The sequence below is a fragment of the Psychrobacter sp. genome, from assembly GCF_041554015.1.
Lineage (GTDB): Bacteria > Pseudomonadota > Gammaproteobacteria > Pseudomonadales > Moraxellaceae > Psychrobacter.
Genome location: NZ_JBFFMS010000030.1, coordinates 17,475 through 36,534 on the forward strand (window position 1 = coordinate 17,475; position 19,060 = coordinate 36,534).

Annotated in this window: 15 protein-coding genes and 1 pseudogene; 11 read left to right on the top strand and 5 right to left on the bottom strand. The window is 44.1% G+C overall.

Features of this window, described 5'->3' with window-relative positions; genetic code table 11:
- Positions 1 to 21 precede the first annotated feature (21 nt).
- The 8 genes from ABYU67_RS08690 (at position 22) to mtnP (ending at position 11,451) form a co-directional block, all read left to right on the top strand.
- Positions 22 to 1,287 (top strand): acetyl-CoA carboxylase biotin carboxylase subunit family protein, encoded by a 1,266-nt coding sequence (locus tag ABYU67_RS08690; RefSeq protein WP_372844610.1) that lies wholly within the window; start codon positions 22 to 24, stop codon positions 1,285 to 1,287.
- Between the two features lie 66 nt (positions 1,288 to 1,353).
- A complete protein-coding gene (locus ABYU67_RS08695) occupies positions 1,354 to 3,141 on the top strand; it encodes an IucA/IucC family protein (RefSeq protein WP_372844611.1) in 1,788 nt (595 codons plus the stop codon).
- Positions 3,141 to 4,400 carry an MFS transporter gene (locus tag ABYU67_RS08700; RefSeq protein WP_372844612.1) on the top strand — a complete coding sequence of 420 codons (1,260 nt, stop codon included), beginning with the start codon at positions 3,141 to 3,143 and terminating at the stop codon, positions 4,398 to 4,400. The genes ABYU67_RS08695 and ABYU67_RS08700 overlap by 1 nt, the downstream gene beginning before the upstream one ends.
- Before the next feature lie 59 nt (positions 4,401 to 4,459).
- Complete coding sequence (locus tag ABYU67_RS08705; RefSeq protein ID WP_372844613.1) at positions 4,460 to 6,496, top strand: IucA/IucC family siderophore biosynthesis protein; 2,037 nt, start codon at positions 4,460 to 4,462, stop codon at positions 6,494 to 6,496.
- A gap of 67 nt (positions 6,497 to 6,563) precedes the next feature.
- Positions 6,564 to 7,829 (top strand): type III PLP-dependent enzyme, encoded by a 1,266-nt coding sequence (locus tag ABYU67_RS08710; RefSeq protein WP_372844614.1) that lies wholly within the window; start codon positions 6,564 to 6,566, stop codon positions 7,827 to 7,829.
- A 238-nt stretch (positions 7,830 to 8,067) separates the two neighbouring features.
- Complete coding sequence (locus ABYU67_RS08715) at positions 8,068 to 9,450, top strand: esterase-like activity of phytase family protein (protein WP_372844615.1); 1,383 nt, start codon at positions 8,068 to 8,070, stop codon at positions 9,448 to 9,450.
- Between the two features lie 367 nt (positions 9,451 to 9,817).
- Positions 9,818 to 10,354 (top strand): peroxiredoxin-like family protein, encoded by a 537-nt coding sequence (locus ABYU67_RS08720; protein ID WP_372844616.1) that lies wholly within the window; start codon positions 9,818 to 9,820, stop codon positions 10,352 to 10,354.
- 203 nt (positions 10,355 to 10,557) lie between these two features.
- Entirely contained in the window at positions 10,558 to 11,451 is an 894-nt protein-coding gene (gene mtnP / locus ABYU67_RS08725; RefSeq protein ID WP_372844617.1) for an S-methyl-5'-thioadenosine phosphorylase, read from the top strand.
- A gap of 289 nt (positions 11,452 to 11,740) precedes the next feature.
- On the opposite strand, the gene ABYU67_RS08730 is transcribed toward mtnP, so the two are convergent.
- The 5 genes from ABYU67_RS08730 to arsS all read right to left on the bottom strand — a co-directional run bounded on the left by ABYU67_RS08730 (position 11,741) and on the right by arsS (position 16,301).
- Complete coding sequence (locus ABYU67_RS08730) at positions 11,741 to 12,799, bottom strand: methyltransferase domain-containing protein (protein WP_372844618.1); 1,059 nt, start codon at positions 12,797 to 12,799, stop codon at positions 11,741 to 11,743.
- Positions 12,800 to 12,946: 147 nt separating this feature from the next.
- Positions 12,947 to 13,570, bottom strand: coding sequence for a TIGR04282 family arsenosugar biosynthesis glycosyltransferase (locus tag ABYU67_RS08735; protein ID WP_372844619.1), 624 nt, complete (start codon positions 13,568 to 13,570; stop codon positions 12,947 to 12,949).
- Positions 13,571 to 13,686: 116 nt separating this feature from the next.
- Positions 13,687 to 14,442 (bottom strand): TIGR04283 family arsenosugar biosynthesis glycosyltransferase, encoded by a 756-nt coding sequence (locus tag ABYU67_RS08740; RefSeq protein WP_372844620.1) that lies wholly within the window; start codon positions 14,440 to 14,442, stop codon positions 13,687 to 13,689.
- Positions 14,443 to 14,459: 17 nt separating this feature from the next.
- Positions 14,460 to 15,269, bottom strand: a complete 810-nt coding sequence (locus ABYU67_RS08745) for a DUF547 domain-containing protein (RefSeq protein WP_372844621.1) — start codon at positions 15,267 to 15,269, stop codon at positions 14,460 to 14,462.
- Positions 15,270 to 15,332: 63 nt separating this feature from the next.
- Positions 15,333 to 16,301, bottom strand: a complete 969-nt coding sequence (gene arsS / locus ABYU67_RS08750; RefSeq protein ID WP_372844622.1) for an arsenosugar biosynthesis radical SAM (seleno)protein ArsS — start codon at positions 16,299 to 16,301, stop codon at positions 15,333 to 15,335.
- Positions 16,302 to 16,968: 667 nt separating this feature from the next.
- On the opposite strand from arsS, the gene ABYU67_RS08755 reads away from it, so the two are divergent.
- The 3 genes and pseudogenes from ABYU67_RS08755 to ABYU67_RS08765 form a co-directional block, all read left to right on the top strand.
- Positions 16,969 to 18,453: a DUF4331 domain-containing protein gene (locus ABYU67_RS08755; RefSeq protein WP_372844623.1), complete on the top strand. Its 1,485-nt coding sequence runs from the start codon at positions 16,969 to 16,971 to the stop codon at positions 18,451 to 18,453.
- 27 nt (positions 18,454 to 18,480) lie between these two features.
- Positions 18,481 to 18,762, top strand: a complete 282-nt coding sequence (locus ABYU67_RS08760; RefSeq protein ID WP_372844624.1) for a hypothetical protein — start codon at positions 18,481 to 18,483, stop codon at positions 18,760 to 18,762.
- 76 nt (positions 18,763 to 18,838) lie between these two features.
- A pseudogene (locus tag ABYU67_RS08765) lies at positions 18,839 to 19,060 on the top strand (hypothetical protein); the annotation flags it as partial.

Consider the following 19,060-nt stretch of genomic DNA (forward strand, 5'->3'; position numbering starts at 1 on the left):
TCATTATAAGAGGAAAGCTTTATGTCTTATGCGACGGTTCTTATCACTCATGTGGTCAATGATGCAGTTATTGAAGGTTTTATCCCCGCGTTATTAAAATCTAGGCACGCACCTGACAATCAATTAATTATCATAACCGATGATAAAGACGCACACATGGATGCGTTAATAGCAACGCCTCTAGGGGCGCAAATTTGCATTCTTGAATGCGATGTATTTAACCCGCTAGCAATCATTGATACCTTAAACAATCATCATATCCTGCCCACTCTGGTCTTTAGTAATAGCGACCATCTACAAGCCTCAACCGCCATCGTTGCTGACTTCTTCCATCTGCCTAGTAAAAACTGGCGTCATTGCTTGGTCTTTAAAGACAAGTACTTAGTGAGAACACAGCTGCAATCTACTCACTTATACCAAGCCGGCTATCAGCTGCTAAATGCCAAAGATTTACACCTTGACACTTTTGCCATCGAGAACCTTACTATCAACAATCCTGCCATCAGCTTTCCTTTAGTTGCCAAACCCAAGCAAGGCGTCGCGAGCATGGATGTGCAGCTTTGTATGGATAAAGATGAACTGATTAGCTATTGCCAAAATTTTTGGCAGTCAAAAACCCTGCCTATTTTGGTTGAGTCCTATGTTGCTGGGCGCTTAGTGACATTAGAGACACTCGGCGATGGTGAGCGTTTGGTGGCGGTAGGCGGCTTTGAAGTGACATTGACTGAGCCGCCACATTTTGTAGAGCTTGATGCGGTGTGGAATACGCCCTTATGTGTCCAGTACCGTGAGCACTGTTTGGCGATTTTACAAGATATCGGTGTGGGACTTGGCGTTTGTCACAGTGAGTTTATTATTACCCCAACGGGCGAGATACATTTGGTTGAAATCAACTATCGCAGCATCGGTGATGGCAGAGAGTTTTTATTAGATGATATGGCGCACTACCCTTGGTTTGATACCATTATTCGACTGCATCAAGGGGTCAGTATTGCTGAGCTAGAGGCCGAGTACGGAGCACTTGTCATCAACACCCATGCGCGCATTCATTATATTGTTGCCCCTCAATCTGGCACCATTTGCACAGCGCCTAGCCCCTTTAATAAGCAAATACAGCAGACGACTATCATTCACCAGCCGCTAAAACAACAACATCAAACCATTCGCCTTACCCACTCTAATAAAGACTATTTAAGCCGACTACTGGCTTATTCTGATTGCAAAAATACCATGAATGACGTACTAAGCGATGCCATAGCAAGCATGCAATGGCAGTTTGACGCATAAACGTGAGATCTACCTGTTACCTATTTAACTTTTGGTTTTTAACTTGTTATATTTTGAGAATTTATAATGGACAAACAATATATCACCGAACGCTTTATCAATACCTGCATCCGCGAAGATGTTTATGGCTTGCTATCAGATAGCACCATTATAGAAACAGAATTTGATCTTCCTCATCTGCCAGAAGGATTAAAACAACAAATATTGTGGCTAGAGATAACCTCACCTGACCAAACCAATTGGTTGCCCGTTGCGGCCAGTGATTATATGCAATATTGGCAACTTGCCAGCCCAATGTGGCTGCAAAAAAGCTTAGACGGTTACGCTATCAAGCATGATTATCAAGATTTTATCGCCATTCTCAAACAGTTGCCAGATGCCTCAGAGACTGCGCTTGATAGCTATCTGCTTGAGCTTGATTGTGCTACCGAACACCGAGCGTTAGCACGCCGAGGGTTTGAGTCTCAATGTCGCCATCTTGCGCGCAATATTACTGAATACCCAAACTGGTCTGAGCGCTTGCTATACGCCGATCAAGTCGCCTCGTATTTAGATCATCCTTATTATCCGACTGCCCGAGCCAAGCTTGGCCTAGACGCGTCTGATATTGCAGCATATAGTCCAGAGTTTGCACCAACCTTTCGCCTACATTGGGTGGCTATCTCAAAAACATTAGCCACTATCAGCACCAAGCTGCCTGATATTTGGCCAAGCTTTGTCGACGTCGGTCTCAGTAGCGACTTAAAACAGACGCATCACCTATTTCCAGTCCATCCGCTCACCTTGCCGCTGCTACAACAGCATGCTCTCAAGGAGGCATCGCTGCAAATTATATTGGCCCCCAAGTCTGCGCTCAGCGTACAACCAACCTTATCTGTGCGCACGGTAGTATGCTGCGATGCGCCAAATATCCATATCAAAGTACCGCTCATCGCCCGCACCCTGGGCAATAAAAACGTGCGCTTAATCAAACCCTCAACCATTTATGATGGTCATTGGTTTCAACGCACCTTGCAGTTGATTGAAAAAAATGATGCTGCGCTGCAAGGGTGTTACGTCCATTGCGATGAAAGCCTAGGTGGTCATATGGGCGATGATAAAACGCTCGCCTTTATCGTCAGACGCTATGATGACATCAATCTAATGGGTAAAACCCCTGTCCCGGTGGCAGCATTTGGCAGCGTCATGCCGGATGGTCGCCCCTTTGTCAGCCACTTAGTTGATATTTTTTATAATGGCGATAGTCAGCGTTGGTTAAAAGACTACATTGGCCTGTTGTGCCATGTCCATTTGACACTTTGGATCAAATACGGCATTGCGTTAGAAGCCAACCAGCAAAATGCCATCATTGTCTTTGATCACCATAGCCGCACAATGACCTTGCTCATGAAAGACAATGACTCTGCACGCCTTTATCCACCAAGGTTTAACGCCGCTACGGCGCAAGCTGGTTTAGATAGCTTAATAGACATCAAGGAGATTAAAGACCAACGTATCGTCGTCGAAGATGAATTGGCGTTGGCGCAGATGTTTTTGACCATCACGCTCCAGCTAGACATCACCGCCATTATCGAGATGATGAGCGCCTATGCCATCATCGACCGTCATCAGGCCTATCAAACCCTCCTAAGCGGTATTGATATGACCTTACGCAGCCTATCCAAGCAAGGTTACGACACCCATCTTGCACAGCAAGTCTTATTAGAGAGCCAGCATTGGTATATCAAATACTTGTTGTCTGCTGGCAGTCTGTTGTCAAAAGAGCAGTCTGGCGCGACTGATATCAATAAGTTTTATGGCAAATCAGCGCCCAACACCTTAAAAGTTATGCAGCAATACAAGCAGGACGCCTAATGAACTATCGAATAATGGTGGCAATCGTTCTATGTTGTCACTACCTGTCCGCCTTTTCTGCGTTAGGTATGCCACTGTTTTTGCCAATCATGCTCCAAGAGCTCGATGCGCCATTGCAATCAGGCTGGGTTGGCTTGCTGTTTATACTACCGACACTCATGACCGCCATCGCTGCCAGATATTGGGGACGTTTTGCCGATACTTATGGTCGCAAGACGTCTTTATTGCGGGCGGAGCTTGGCTTAGTGGTGGGTTTTTTGATATGCGGATTTTCCCAGTCTTTATGGCAGCTTGTCATAGGGCTGAGCGTTCAGGGGCTGTTTGGCGGGACGATGGCTGCATCAAATGCTTATTTAGCCACCAGCATCACCGATAAAAACGCCTTAAAGCAGGTGTTGAACTTTACTCAATTTTCGGCGCGGCTTGCCTTGATCACTGCCCCAATTGGGCTGGGATTTTTGGTGCATCATTACGAGGTATTAAGTTTATATCGCGTATTAGCCATACTGCCTTTATTGGCATTACTACTTAGCTTTTTGCTAAAAAAAGATGTAATTGCGGCAGGCAATATCGGTACCACCGCCAATATTACCCAGTTGTCTAAAGCGCCTGCAAACACCAAAAATAACAACGGTAACAGTAATAAAGCCAAAAGCGATAAAAAGCAGACGCAGCCCTCAGTACAAGCAATAACAGGCGAAGCTTTTTTCGCCAATCCTTATCTATTTATATCATTGCTGCAGTTTTTCTTAGCCTTTTGTATGGTAGCGACTTTTCCCTACTTTTTGCCATTTGCCAAAACCTTTGGGCTTAGCAGCGCTGAAATAGGACAATTATATGCCATGCCTCATGCCATATATCTGATCTGCCAGCTGCTTTATGGACGCATCAGTCATCGTATGCCAGCCATGTCCTTAAGCCTTGGTTTTACGGTATTAGCAAGTGCGGTTTTGCTGCACTTGACAGATTATCTTGCCTTGATTTGGCTGGCGAGAATGCTATTCGGCGTAGGCATGTTTATGTGTTACCAAAGCCTGCATGCGCAAATGGCAGATACCAACCAGTCTAAGCATAGTGGCAAAATATTCTCCAGATACGATGCGCTAGCAAAATGGGGCGGCGTGCTAGCAGGACTGTCAGTTACTTTGTTTGTACCGATATTTGGTCTGCTCTCTCCGTTTATGCTCTCAGCTATGATGGCAGTTATCGCAATAATAACCATCAATATCTATCAAGCAAAATACAGCAAGACGGTGTAAAGGGAACTACCAACAACAATCACTCTAAAACATTTAAAACATAAAAAAAGAGATCACTTATGAAACCAAACTATTCACTACCAAACGATACGATGCCAAGTTTTTTGTGGCCCAGTACATCAGTCAAAAACACCCCAATGCCAAACCTAATGTCGCAGTACCATCAGTACAAGTCTGAGCAGCATGCACTGACGAACATCATCAATTGTTATCTTCGTGAGTTCTCCATTCCTCATCAAGACCTAAGCATTGATGAGTCTGATGACGATTTACCACTATGCTTACTCAATAACCACGCTGGCCTGAACACACAACTATTGACGATTCGATTTCCTATCGCTCATGAGACCGCTTCTGCAAAAATCGTATTGCCTGTGACCTATTTCAGTCATTTAGGCAAGTGCCAGCCGAGCGGCGCACCTTGGCTAAAAGCTCACGGTCAATCGTGGATATGCCTTGATATTTATCAATTGGTCGATTATCTGCACAGTTATATTGCGACTCGCTATCAGATCGATATCAACCAAGAGCTAAAATACCAGATTGATAATAGCATCAGCGTGACCACCGCTTTTTTGCAGACCTCGAGCAACCACGCCACTAGCTACCAGCAGGATGTGCAGCAAGACACATCCACCATCAATGGCTATATAGCTAGCGAACAGACATTACTTTGGGGTCATGCATATCATCCGTCACCGAAAAGCCGGCAAGGGGTCGATATGGCGTCTTTGTTGGCGCACTCGCCCGAAACCCAAAGCCAGTTTACTTTGTTTTGGTTTAAGGTTGATCCCTCCCTCATCAGCTATATTGGCAAAGACACCAAAGCTATACTGCGCAATATCGCGCGCACCTTACTTGCTGATGAATTATTAGCGCCCGTGAATGCAGACACTGGCGGTTTAAATACTGACAGCTTAAATACCGATAGCGACACCGACTGGGTCTACTACCCTTGTCATCCGTGGGAGGTCGATGGCATCTTGGCAAATCCGACCATCAAGCGAGCAATTGCATCAGGTTATATGATACCGCTTGGTCTGGCGGGTAAGGCGGTGTCCCCAACCTCATCGGTACGTACCTTATATCATGATCAGCTGACGCATTTTATTAAATGCTCCATCCATGTTCGTCTGACCAATTGCATTCGCAAAAACGCTTGGTATGAGCTACACAGCGCCGTTTATCTCAATAATATTTTAGAAAAAATTGATCGCAGCAAGCGCCTGACTGCGCCCGCTTTTAAGCTAATGTTGGAGCCGGGGGCTGCCACCCTTGATATGAGCGCCAAATTCCCCGATGGCAATGCCAGCTCGGCTCAGTTTATCACCGAGTCCTTTGGTTTGTTGTTCCGAGAGTCATTTACGACAGATGATATTACATACCTAACGTCGCAAGTGGCTGCCGCTTTATTTACCGAAGATAGGTTTGGAGACAGTGTCATCGAGCGTCAGCTACAGCATCGCTGCAACCGCCGTGATCAGCATGATAATGAGCGCGTACCCTACGACACCCTAGCCTGCTTATGGTTCAAACGTTATGCCAATATTTTGATTGACGGCACGTTTGATTACTTCTTTAATCATGGCGTTGTGTTCGAGCCGCATTTACAAAACACGGTGATTGGCTTTCATCAAGACCTGCCGACATGCGTGTGGATTCGAGATTTAGAAGGCACCAAGCTGGTGGATAGCCTGTGGTCACTTACTGACGCGACCGGTTTATCTGAGCGCTGCAAACAGTCTATCCGCTATTCTAGAGCGGCAGGATGGTCACGTATTGCCTATTGCATTTTTGTCAATAATCTTAGTGAGGCCATCTTTTATTTATGCCGAGGCTCGCAATCAGCTAAGACGTTAGAGGTGCGGCTCTGGCAGCGTGTCAAAGAGATATTGATCAATTGGCAGCTGGTATATGGTTCTCAGCCTGAAATTCAGGATTTATTAGACGGCGGTAGCTTACCCAGTAAGACCAATTATAAAACTCGATTGCTCACGCTTGCTGATAAGCATTCTGCCTACGTCATGCTGCCTTGCCCGTGGCAGCCCTCTGTGCTCACTGCCAAAACAGACAGCCAAACAATGACGCTATTATAAAACTCCACCATCTTTCCATATCAGACTAACAACCAGACCAACAATCAGACTAAAAGGCACTCGCAAAATGACAACTGACATGACGCCAACCCACTCACTCCCACCAGCAGACAACCCCCTATTGCCTGCAAAAATTATAAATGCTATTCATGAACATAGTACACAGTCGGCACCGCTTTGTGCTTACATTTATGATTTAGAAGCGTTAGCAGAACGTATAAAGACTATGAAGCGCTGCTTACCTGCTAATACGCAGCTGTTTTATGCCATCAAAGCCAACGCAGAGCCTAAGATACTATCCACCTTGGCAGAGCATGTCGATGGGTTTGAGGCCGCTTCTGCAGGCGAGCTTAATTGGCTACAAGCCCACCAGCCGAACCATCCTATTATTTTTGGTGGACCAGGTAAGCTGACCTCAGATTTGCAGCAAGCCATACAACAGCAAATCGATACCATTCATGTGGAGAGTCTGGTCGAGCTGACCCGCATCCAAACCTTGAGTCAGTCCTTACAGCTTCCCGTCCGTATATTTTTACGGATGAATATTGATATTGGTGATATCGGCAGCAGTAAGCTGGTCATGGGCGGCAAGCCTACCCCCTTTGGGCTGGATGAAACCCATCTCAAGCAAGCGCTAGCTATCATTGACTCAAGTCCGTTTATTGAATTTTGCGGATTTCATTTTCACTTGATGTCGCATCAATTATCAGTCGAGCGTCACCTATTGTTAATGCAGCGCTATATACAGATGGTCAAGAAGTGGCAGCAGGATTATCCATCGCTGCCCTCAAAACTGACCATCAATGTGGGCGGCGGCATTGGTATTCACTATGACCCGCAGCCGCAGCATTTTGAGTGGCAAGTATTCTGTCAGCAGCTTGCGAGCATGTTAACGGCAAATCCGCAGTTTATGGTTAGGTTTGAGATTGGACGGTTTATTACGGCGCCCTGTGGTTATTATGTGATGGAAGTATTGGATATCAAAGAAAATCTTGGCGAGACATTTGTGATTGGTCATGGCGGCACGCATCATTTTAGAACGCCCGCCGCCCAGCAGCACAACCATCCTTTTTATATCGTGCCGCGCCGCACAAGCCGAACAATCGCAGCCGAACCGCAAGAAAATCTGATAACGCAAGCCGCCATCACGGACACTAGGGCAACCCTTGTCGGTCAGCTTTGTACACCCAAAGACATTCTGGCAAAAGACCAATGGATTGACGCGCTGCATATCGGCGACTACTTAGTTTTTACCTTAGCAGGCGCTTACGCTTGGAATATCTCTCACCAAAACTTCTTGATGCATGAGCCACCCAAAATGGTTTTTTTATAACAATGCGTGCGCATTTTGGTCAATAAAATGAAGTATCAATTTACCAGTCTTATCTCTATATCTATAGCTGCCAACACCTAAACACCTAATCAGGTGATTTACAGCTGTTGGCGCTATACGCAAATGCGGTATCTCTATCATAATGCCATAATGTCATGAAGCCGACATACTATACAGGCATGATTCAATCTCCCTAATAAATAACAAAACCTGAATAACTGTGAGATTGGAGAAAAAAATGCACACAATAGCGGCTTCTATTTTGAGAGTCAGTATGGGCATCATTGCGGCGGCAAGTTTAAGCCCAGCCGCGCTTGCCGCCGATATTTACCCTGCCCAATTGGTTGCCCATGCCCTGCTACCTGCCAAGACCACAATCCCAGCTCCAGCAGATGCGCCCAAAGACTTACAGATAAGTGGTAAATACACCACAGGGACATTGGTTGAAAACATTGGCAGTATTAAAGGCATGTCCTCAAACCGTCCCACTGGCATCTCATTGCCATTTACAGGGCAACCTGTCCAAGGGCATTCAGGTATCCAATATATGGCTGATGGTACGTATTGGCTACTAACAGACAATGGATTTGGCAGTAAAGCAAACTCTCCTGACGCTATGCTGTTTATGCGCCAGTATCGAATTGATTGGGACCAAGGACGTTTTGTGCCAATAAAAACGATTTTTTTTAACGATAAAAATAAAGTACTGCCGCCCCGGATTACCCATCAGGACAGTGCGCCGCGTTACTTGACAGGAGCAGATTTTGATCCTGAAAGCTTTCAGATTATTGATGGTGATATTTGGGTAGGTGATGAGTTTGGTCCATGGTTACTCAAGTTCGATAGCACCGGCACCCTACAAGCCATACATGATACAAAGGTTGGTAACAAGAGCATTTACTCACCCGATCATCCTACCTTACAACTTCCCGCCAAGCCAGATGATGCCCTACCGCAATATCAGATCAAACGTTCTAAAGGCTTTGAAGGCATGGCCGCATCACCTGATGGGCGCTATCTATATCCGATGTTAGAGGGCGCAATCTATAATCATGATAGTAAAGACTACGACTCAATCGATGGTAAAAACTTTTTGCGCATCTTACAGTTCGACACCAAGCGTAACACCTATACTGACAAAAGCTGGAAGTATGTGCTTGATAGCAATGAGCATGCGATTGGCGACTTTAATATGATAGACCCGAATTATGGCTTAATTATTGAGCGAGATAACTTAGAGGGCGTTAGTGATAAAGCTTGCAAACAATCCATGACAGATAGCAGCCGATGCTTTGCCAAACCGGCAGTTTTTAAACGTGTTTATAAAGTAAAATTAGACCCTAAAGGTGGCATGGCTAAAAAAGTAGCCTACATTGACTTAATGGCCATTACCGACAATAAAGCGGTGGCTAGAAAACCTTTGGTTAAGAACAAATCTGGAAAAGAGGCGCACTTTGTCTTCCCTTTTTTCACGATTGAAAATGTGGACATTGTCGATGCCAACCATATTGTGGTCGGAAATGACAACAATCTGCCTTTTTCATCCAGTCGCAACCCTAATCAAGCTGATGACAATGAATTGATATTGTTAAAGGTCACAGATTTTTTAAAAGCAAAATAAGCACGCCTTAATGGTAAAGGTAGGGCAAAAGCGCAGGACAGTCGAGCGGTCTTTTAGCAGTATTAAGGCCATAAGCTCTGCTGTCATGTGATGCGCTTCTGCTATATATCAAAAACATATGTCTACATATCAAGATATTGCAGATTTGATAGCGCAGAAAATCAGATATTATTTTGAGTGATTACTCAAAATAATCTTGAACATCCTTTCTAATTCAGTTAAGTTAAAGATGACTATAGTCGATTCCAAATAAAACAGATAAGTTATATTACAACGCAAAACTGGTATATCGTTTTAACATTGAACTCCCTAGCTATTTTTAATACAAGTTCTAGCATTACTATAAATGATTAAATAAGGATAACTCATGCAATCAAATTACGGACAAAAACTTCAAGCGGGTATCAAGTTCCCTGACATAAATGTACAAATGCTAAATGGTGACGTAAAGTCATTAGGCATGCCTGACAACGGTCATGACTGGAAATTGGTCGTAGTATACCGAGGTCAACATTGTCCAATCTGCACCAAATACCTCAATCAATTGGAAACCGTAAAATCGTCATTCACGGATGTGGGGGTCGATATCATCGCCGTATCAGGTGACAGTAAAGCGCAATTAGAGAGTCATCTCGACAAACTAGATATCGAATTCCCTATTGCCTATGGTTTGACCGTTGAGCAAATGAAGACGCTCGGGCTGTACATCTCAGAACCCCGTTCAGAAAAAGAAACCGATCACCCCTTTGCAGAGCCTGCTGTATTCGTGATTAATGCTGAAGGAGATATTCAAATCATTGATATATCCAATGCGCCTTTTGCTAGACCTGAGCTTGCAGCACTTGCAAATGGTTTAAGCTTTATCAGAGATAATGATTATCCTATTCGTGGTACACATGGTTAGACGTGTTGCTAAAAGTGAGTTGTGAGAATCTCGTTACTTCTTAAGTTACTTGATACTTGCCCAAATATAAGCGTTTTTTGCAAAGCTTTGCAAAGTCAGGCGCTGATCGTAAAAGCGATTACTCAAGGTATGTATAAAAGAGTCACCAAACGCTAGTACTATTAACGTTAACCACTTTTACTAAGTATCATTTGGCCCCTAATATGACTTCAATTGAGATAGAGAGTACCGTAAGAAACACTGCCGATATCGCTATTATCGGTGGTAGCGGTTTGTATCAAATGCAAGATTTGACCAATAAGCGCAGCGTGAAAATTGAGACACCCTATGGAGATCCGTCCGATAGTATCGTGCTCGGTGAACTTAATGGCGTTACGGTGGCATTTTTAACGCGGCATGGTCAAGGGCACAGGTTAACCCCCTCTGAAGTGCCTTATCGTGCCAACATCTACGCCCTAAAGACTTTAGGTGTACGCTATATCGTTTCAGTATCAGCGGTTGGCTCGTTGCAAGAAACGCTAAAACCACTAGATATGGTCATCCCTAATCAAATGATTGATATGACGAAGCAGCGAGTCAGTACGTTCTTTGGAGAGGGTGCGGTCGCCCATGTATCTATGGCTGACCCTTTATGCCTTAAGATAGCGGATATCTTAAGGCGTGCTTATGACAAAGCAGGTATTGCCGATGGGCAATGCCACGCAAAAGCTACCTATGTATGTATCGAAGGACCTCAATTTTCAACTCGGGCAGAATCACACTGGTATCGACAGATGCAAGCGCACATCATAGGTATGACCAATATGCCAGAGGCTAAGCTGGCACGCGAAGCCAGTATCGCCTATGCAACATTGGCGCTGGTGACAGATTTTGATTGTTGGCATCCAAATGAAGAAGCCGTCAGTGCAGATTATGCTATACAAAATCTGATGAAAAATGCTGACAATGCCCAGCAAGTCATCAAGCAAGCTGTAGCATTAATTGTTGATGAGCAGCCTAGATCCATTGCCCATACGGCTTTGAGCCAAGCATTAGTCACGCCAGTTGCAGCGATGAGCGCAGAGACACGGACCAGACTTGCGGCATTACTTCCGTAGAGATCGAAAACTTAAACCTTTATCAGGTTTATTTATACCAAAGAGACCATCAAATTAGAGTCGATTCCAAATAAAATAGATACGCCATACTGTAACGCGGAACTGGTATAAATTTTTCTGGCTTGCTGTGCCTACGCCGACAGAGGCTGCGTAAAATTTATCCCAGTCCCGCTGTATCGTTTTCATACTGAATTCATTACATTTGATGGCCTCTTTTATTTTTGACAGACAGCTTTTAGAGATTGCTTTTTTAGCATCATACTAATTTACTAGCATACCTACCTTACTTTTAGCAGCAGCTTCCTGAATTCACCAATGGACCAGACGCTATATCTACTTGATGATCAAACGGTAGGCTATCACCACAACCTGCAAAAATACCGTAGTGGCGACTGTCATCGCCAATAAAATCAAAATGCTTGGCAAAGCGCGACTCTTTTAGCATACGAAAAGTATTGCCACAGACAGGGAATACGCGGCCCGTCTCAATCGTATGATGCTTATCTAAATTAAAATGATGTGGTAGCTGATCTATGGTTCCGTGATAAATGACTGCTTGACCGTGGTCTTCACAAGCATCCTCAAGCGCTGCAATCTTAAACAATCGATAAGTAGCGGAAAAAAACTGAATATTGCCAATCTTAGCAGCAAGTAGCGGATCGGTGATATCAAGCGGACGATCCTCAACCAAACGCGGGTCTAAAAAATCAGCATGTCGCGCTAAGCGCTCAAAATCCTTCCAGTATAAGGCGCCGCTCAAACACTCTCCATAAAGGACAGGATCATTGACTAAATGCTGCGGGATGCGGCGGTCTGCATAGATATCAGAGAAGTAAAACTCACCACCAGACTTGAGCAAACGCTGCACACTGGCCATCACGGCGGCTTTATCAGGTGATAGGTTAATGACACAATTTGAGACAATGATATCGAAGCTACTGGGGTCTAAATTGAGCTCATCTAGCTTTTCGATGTAGCCCTTGAGAAAAGTCACATTGTCGTAGCCAAATTTCTCCACATGATAGTTTTGATGCTGCTTTGCAATGGCTAGTTGCTCATCTGTCATATCGATACCGACCACATGACCTGTAGGTCCAACCAATTGTGCTAATGCATAGACATCACGGCCCGAACCGCAGCCCAAATCTAGGATACGGCAGCCTTCAAGTAGCGCTGGGCATACCAGTCCACAGCCATAATATCGGCTTAGAACCTCGTCATGAATATTCGCTAACAAAGGCTTTAACCAATTTGGCATATTGCTAATATCACAGCATGCTGACGTTTTTAAGTCTTCAGTACTTTGTAGCTGCTTACCATAATAATCTTGAACGACCTCATGCATCATAACTTCCTTATTAATAATAAAACAGTTTAAGCACTCTTACTCAGCACCCGATATCAGCGTCATCCTAAAGATAAGAGATAAGAGATAAGAGATAAGAGGTAAGAGGTAAGAGGTAAGAGATAGAAATCCTATTACAAAACCAGCCAATCATGAGCCCATGTTTTCAAGCCAACCTACGGGCAAGTGTTGCAAGTCTGCAGGCTCATCAATGTCATGCAACGGCTCTAATAACGCCAATGTCCAACCCAATGCTGCAATACGTTGGCGAGTCACCGCCGCCACGCTGGCAGTGCTCCACTCGATATCCGAAAATAAACTGGCATCAGCTTGCTTAAATCCTAACAGTACATAACCCCCATCTGCAGCTGGAATCATAACTGTGTTAAACTGCTCTAATTGCTGTACTGCCTCTTGAATACGTACTGGCGTTAAGCTTGGGCAATCCGTACCAATCAACACCACTTGTTTAAAAGTATGTAACGCTTGCCTGCTAGCCGCTAACATACGTAGCCCTAAGTCACTATCTGCTTGTGATGACCACCGCAATGACTGGGATAAATCAAGTGTCCGCCAGCATGGATCATGTGGCGCTGGACTCACGCACATCTCGACGCTAAGTCCAGTCGCTACTGCCTGCTCAGCGCTATGCAATAAGAGCTGCTTTGCTATTATTGATGCACCTTCAAGACCAAGCGCAGGCTGCAAACGTGTCTTTGCCATACCGCGCGCGGGGAACTTAGCAAAGATAATAATAAGCGTGTCTGTTTGCATAGCATCTTTTGGTATAGAGTCTTTTAGCATAAGTATTTGAATGTCTAGTAGCCCAAGTTTAAATGACTAGAGCACACTCTAGGACCTTGTACGACCAAAAGTATGACCGATAACTACTAAGCCTTGTAATAACGCTGCTTAAGATTATCAGCAGATACCCCGCGCCAGTAATCAAAACGCAGATGCCACATCAAACCTATTGTGCGCCACGTGCCATACTGTTGCCAGCGCCGTGCCGACGTGATTACCTTACTTTGTAGACAAGCGGGCTTACCAATAGCTTTAAGGTGCTTACAGAGCTCAATATCTTCCATCAGTGGCTGCTTCGGATACCCACCTAGCTGATCAAACAATGGTTTTTTGATAAATATCGCTTGATCGCCCGTTGCAATCCCACTCAGTCTGGAGCGCCAACTGATCATCTGACTGACCACCTTGAGCATCCATGCAGGACTATCCAGTCGTACATCAAAACGCCCCCACGCAGCTTGCCTGACAGCTAATGTAATATCAGCAATAGCGTGGTTCGGCAGCTGCGTATCCGCATGTAAAAACAATAACACATCACCTGTTGCTAGCTTAGCACCTGCATTCATCTGAGTAGCACGACCAGCAGCGGACTCTATTAATCGCCAATCAATAACCTGCCTATTAATAACCTGCTCATTAGTAACAGATGGACTGCTATCTATCAAACCTTCTATCAGCTCCTTGGCAATGGCAACTGAGTTATCTGTTGAACCGCCATCCACCAGTACGATCTGAGACGGTGCTGGATTCAGACGAGCAAGATGACCCATCAATTGCGGCAAATTATCCGCTTCATTTAATAGCGGTACTACGATAGAGAGCTTGATTGGTACAGCAGTCATTTTTATTAACGCCCAGTCTATTTTTTATTTAACCGCCAATCATAATTGGTATAACTGACTTTTATTTTACCCTGCTCTAAGCCTTTTACTTGAGTGCTATTCATTCCTAATGCTTGATTATAACGTCCCAAAAATCCTGCAACGTCATTAGTACCACGCCAACCCATTGTAAAGTCTTCTTTATACCATTTAAAGATTGGCGATATCTCAAGCATATTGCCCTTTAAGCGATTGCGGCTGCTGTCTGCCAAAAACCTACTGGTTACTTGCTCCAATTGTTTATCCAGCTTCCTCGCGGTAAAAGCATCGTTCAACAAAGCCGGACAGCCAATACTGGCGCAATTAACCGCAAAGTGAATACGGGGTTCATTGTAACGCTTGGAGCCGCGGATCAGATTATGCTCAATATCATCTAGCGAGCGCGTTTTACCCAATAGTGGAATAAAATCCTGCTTCCAAGGCGAGCCAAATACGCCACCAATATCTTTAATAGACTTAAGATTAGGATATTTAGTAAGCACCAACTCTACCGTACCTGCATTATAGACATTGATCAAAAATGCCAATTGCTCATCTTTATTCCAACGGTTAAATTCAGACTGAGTCACCTTGCTAGTGGCAGCCATATAGCTATCTAATTTACTTTTATCTGCCTGCATGCCAGCATAATTAACAACAGATGCCTTGCCAGCATTGGTCATGTTCACATGTTTGTCTAGCAACGCATCCCAGCTGCTGTGATTAAAATCTGCGTAGGCGGCTGCACTTGATAACAAAATAGCGGTGACAATAGTCGTTTTTACCGTTAAGTGATTGAATAAAGGCATTGTATTTACTCCATTAGCATCGATAAGTTTCTGCCTATGCTAATCTGATTTACATCAATAAATCTAAATAACTGACTCTTCTAAAGTACCGCCGCAGCTACTGCCCTGTCCTGCCGTACAACCATAGCAGTGATCCGCTATGGCAATATCATCACCTGCAGGATTTTGTGTTAGTAAATCTCGTAGGTGGCGACGAGATTTATTTGGCACCGGAATCTCTAGCTGCTGATTAAAATCACAATCAAATAACTCTCCTAGCCAATTGACACTGATGGTCGAGCGGCACATCACTTCAGTTAAATTGGAAGCCACATAATTTGCTTTGAGCAAATCCATATAGGGGTGGAACTGTTTTTTAGCCAATAGCACCGCACCAAAGCGCTGAATCGGCATATTGGTTAAGGCAAACAGCTGATTAAATTCAATATCGAAGTGCGCTTTTAACTCGCGCTTATAGTCGGCTTCTAACTGCTGCTGATTGGGCGGTAGTGTCGCCCCTTGCGGGTTATATACAAGGTTCAATATCAAACCTGAACCAGATTTACCATAACCTAAGGCATTCAGCTTATGCAGTCCTAAAATACTGTCATCAAATGCCCCTTTACCGCGCTGCTTATCAACATTTTCTAATGAGTAACAAGGAAGCGAGGCGACAATCTCAACCTTATTGTCCGCCAAGAACTGCGCCATATCCTCATAGTCTTCTACCATCAGAATCGTCAGATTGCAGCGGTCAATCACTTTGACGCCCAGCGCTCGTGCCGCTTTCACCAAGTACTTAAAGTCTTCGTGCATCTCAGGCGCGCCACCAGTTAAATCGAGTGTATCGATATTTTGCGCTTGCAGAATCTCTGGAATCAGCTCAACCAGATCACGTGACATCATCTCTGTACGGTACGGACTGGCAGCAACATGACAATGCACACAGGACATATTGCACAGGTAACCCATATTTACTTGTAGAACTTTCAGCTCTCGCCTTTTAATAGTAGGAAAATCAGTCTCTTCGAGTAGTTCAATGGTAGATTTCATAGTGGTATAGAATCCAATTTTTAGCTTTCTTGAGTGTAAATAGGCATCGCTAACATTCAGATATACAAGGTTTTTTCTTATAAATTCAGTAGCAAAATAAAGATAATCTAATTAATCATACCTTATTTTTTCTTGCTCATTGGTATTAATATGAGATTGTTAACTGCTTATGGTTTGAGATAGCGATAAAGGGTAAATGAAGCAGCACTGTTTTCAAGAATTAGCGCTACTTAAAACGGTACTCCATTTTTTCATAGATGATGATATTTTTTACCAGCTTATAATTCCATTGTTTCCACTTTTCTAGCGCTTATATTCCATTTGTTTGCCTACCTTGTTAGATGATTACTTGCATGGGTGATTTAAAAACACCCTTGTAACATAATATATATATTTAACCGAATAAATCCGATGAACGTTACGATAAATCCGACGAATGCCATCATAAAATTCTTGCTTAAGTATATAGTTTGGTTTAACTTATTTGAAGGATAGTTTAGATGTATTTATATATGGATTGTATATAATACAAATTATGATTATCTCAAGAAACTCTCAGAAATATCTCACAATCAACCATTCAGACCTGCCACATCTAAATATATATCATTTATATATTTATGGTTTAAACATCACTTAGCCCTCAAGTTTTTCTACAAGGATTCGTATGAAATACACTATACACGCTCTATTAGCAGCGATGGCTTTATGCGCAAGTGCAAGCGCTTTAGCCTCTAGTCACCGTGAAGCGCCCTCCATCACCAAAACGCCTAAAGTCGATGCCACTGACCTTTATATGTTTAACAGCTATGAGAGTGGTCGAGCAGATTACGTCACCATCATCGCCAACTATTTACCGCTGCAAGACGCCTACGGCGGGCCCAACTATTTTTCGTTAGATGATGATGCTCTGTATGAGATCCATATTGATAATAACGGTGATGCGGTCGAAGATGTCACCTTCCAATTTGATTTTAAACAAACCCTAAATAGTATCGAGATTGACTCAGACGGTAATGCATCGACGCCAAAAGTTGCAATACCCTTATCTAACGCGGGGGATGCCTCAAACCCAGCTAATGTACAAACCAGTGAAAGCTATGATGTGACCATGGTTAAAGGTGATCGCCGCAGCGGCGCGCGTACACCACTTGGGACTTTTAACAAGCCATTTGATTATATCGGCACCAAGTCTTTTGCAGACTATCCAGGCTATGCAAGAGGCTTTATTAAACCGTTAAATTTAGGCACTTGTGGAACTGGTAAGGTCTTTGTCGGTCAACGCGCTGAGAGCTTTGCCATTGACTTGGGCAAAGTATTCGATCTGATTAACCTAAACCCATTAGGTCCACGTGATGGCGGGACAAATGTCTTAGCAGATAAAAACATTACCTCTATTGCAATGGAGATTCCTAAAGCTTGTCTCGTTAATGCAGCGCAAGTAGATTTAGGTGATAATAAAAAAGGTGTGGATCCTGTGATTGGCGCTTGGACGACTGCCAGTGTCCGTCAGGCGACCTTAGTCAATCCATCACCTGCTTCTGGCATCAGTACCACTGCTAAAAAAGGTGGTGCTTGGACTCAAGTTTCAAGACTAGGTATGCCGCTGGTCAATGAAGTTGTCATTGGCCTTAAAGACAAAGACAAGTTTAACGCCTCAGAGCCAAAAGATGATGTGGCCAATTTTGCGCCTTACGTCTTTTATCCTACGCTTCCTGCGTTAATCCAAACCCTATATCCAAGTGCGCCAGCACCTACTAACTTCCCCCGTCAAGATCTCGTGACTGCGTTCTTAACGGGCGTTCCTACAATCAACAAACCTGCTAACAAAAAACTGGTACCAGCTGATATGTTGCGCTTAAATACCAGCACAGCTACTGTAGTAGCGGCAAATCAGAATGACTTAGGTGTGATCGGTGGTGATACCGCAGGTTTCCCAAATGGTAGACGACCGGGTGATGATGTCACTGATGTATCGTTAAGAGTAGCGATGGGCGTCTTATGTCATGCTGGGCTACCTCCAGAAGCGACGTGTGTTCCCGCTGATGCTAAAGCCGGTACAGCGCCCTTTACTGACGGAGTCGTAAAATCTGCCCCTGCTTTTGACTCGGTTTTTCCTTATCTAAAAACCCCTAATGCAGGCAGCCGCTAAGCTGAACCTAATATAAGGAGAAACACCATGCGCTATGTACTGTTAGCGATATTGGTTACCGGGTCGGCTGCGCTTACTGGCTGCTTCGGTGATAACGATAACAAGAATTTTGAGACGGGAAATAAAGGCAATCCCGATGTAGCAGCAGATCAAGCGAAGGCAAATCTTGCAGCTGAGAGAGTCTCTAGCGTGATCAACGCCAGTAAGGATGTGAATACCGATGAACCGCAAGATATTGATCGGATCATCCTTCCCGAAGCCAATTTAGCAGAGCCTGTGGCGGTAACCGATGCCAATGCCTCGTTGTAATCTAACGTGATATAAACCTGACACCTGATCAAACTCTTGATCAGGTGTTTCTTTATGTTTTGAGCTGAGATATCTTATGAACTGGATTAAGCCCTTTGTCGGATTACTGTTATTATTATTTATCGGCAGCCCCCTTCTGCATGCGGCACCCTTTATTCCACAAAATGACCAACAAATTCTTGAAACCTTACCCACTGATTCACCAACGCCGCGCTACTCAAACGCAGACAGCTTTTTGTCTAATGCGAGCACAGTAAGTCCTGAGCAAACCAGTAAGCTATTAGAGCGCGCTTACTTA

Excerpts from the sequence above, each read along its gene's own strand:
- ABYU67_RS08690 (WP_372844610.1), top strand. The coding sequence starts at position 22 with ATGTCTTATGCGACGGTTCTTATCACTCATGTGGTCAATGATGCAGTT.
- ABYU67_RS08695 (WP_372844611.1), top strand. The coding sequence starts at position 1,354 with ATGGACAAACAATATATCACCGAACGCTTTATCAATACCTGCATCCGC.
- ABYU67_RS08700 (WP_372844612.1), top strand. The coding sequence starts at position 3,141 with ATGAACTATCGAATAATGGTGGCAATCGTTCTATGTTGTCACTACCTG.
- ABYU67_RS08705 (WP_372844613.1), top strand. The coding sequence starts at position 4,460 with ATGAAACCAAACTATTCACTACCAAACGATACGATGCCAAGTTTTTTG.
- ABYU67_RS08710 (WP_372844614.1), top strand. The coding sequence starts at position 6,564 with ATGACAACTGACATGACGCCAACCCACTCACTCCCACCAGCAGACAAC.
- ABYU67_RS08715 (WP_372844615.1), top strand. The coding sequence starts at position 8,068 with ATGCACACAATAGCGGCTTCTATTTTGAGAGTCAGTATGGGCATCATT.
- ABYU67_RS08720 (WP_372844616.1), top strand. The coding sequence starts at position 9,818 with ATGCAATCAAATTACGGACAAAAACTTCAAGCGGGTATCAAGTTCCCT.
- mtnP (WP_372844617.1), top strand. The coding sequence starts at position 10,558 with ATGACTTCAATTGAGATAGAGAGTACCGTAAGAAACACTGCCGATATC.
- ABYU67_RS08730 (WP_372844618.1), bottom strand. The coding sequence starts at position 12,799 with ATGATGCATGAGGTCGTTCAAGATTATTATGGTAAGCAGCTACAAAGT.
- ABYU67_RS08735 (WP_372844619.1), bottom strand. The coding sequence starts at position 13,570 with ATGCAAACAGACACGCTTATTATTATCTTTGCTAAGTTCCCCGCGCGC.
- ABYU67_RS08740 (WP_372844620.1), bottom strand. The coding sequence starts at position 14,442 with ATGACTGCTGTACCAATCAAGCTCTCTATCGTAGTACCGCTATTAAAT.
- ABYU67_RS08745 (WP_372844621.1), bottom strand. The coding sequence starts at position 15,269 with ATGCCTTTATTCAATCACTTAACGGTAAAAACGACTATTGTCACCGCT.
- arsS (WP_372844622.1), bottom strand. The coding sequence starts at position 16,301 with ATGAAATCTACCATTGAACTACTCGAAGAGACTGATTTTCCTACTATT.
- ABYU67_RS08755 (WP_372844623.1), top strand. The coding sequence starts at position 16,969 with ATGAAATACACTATACACGCTCTATTAGCAGCGATGGCTTTATGCGCA.
- ABYU67_RS08760 (WP_372844624.1), top strand. The coding sequence starts at position 18,481 with ATGCGCTATGTACTGTTAGCGATATTGGTTACCGGGTCGGCTGCGCTT.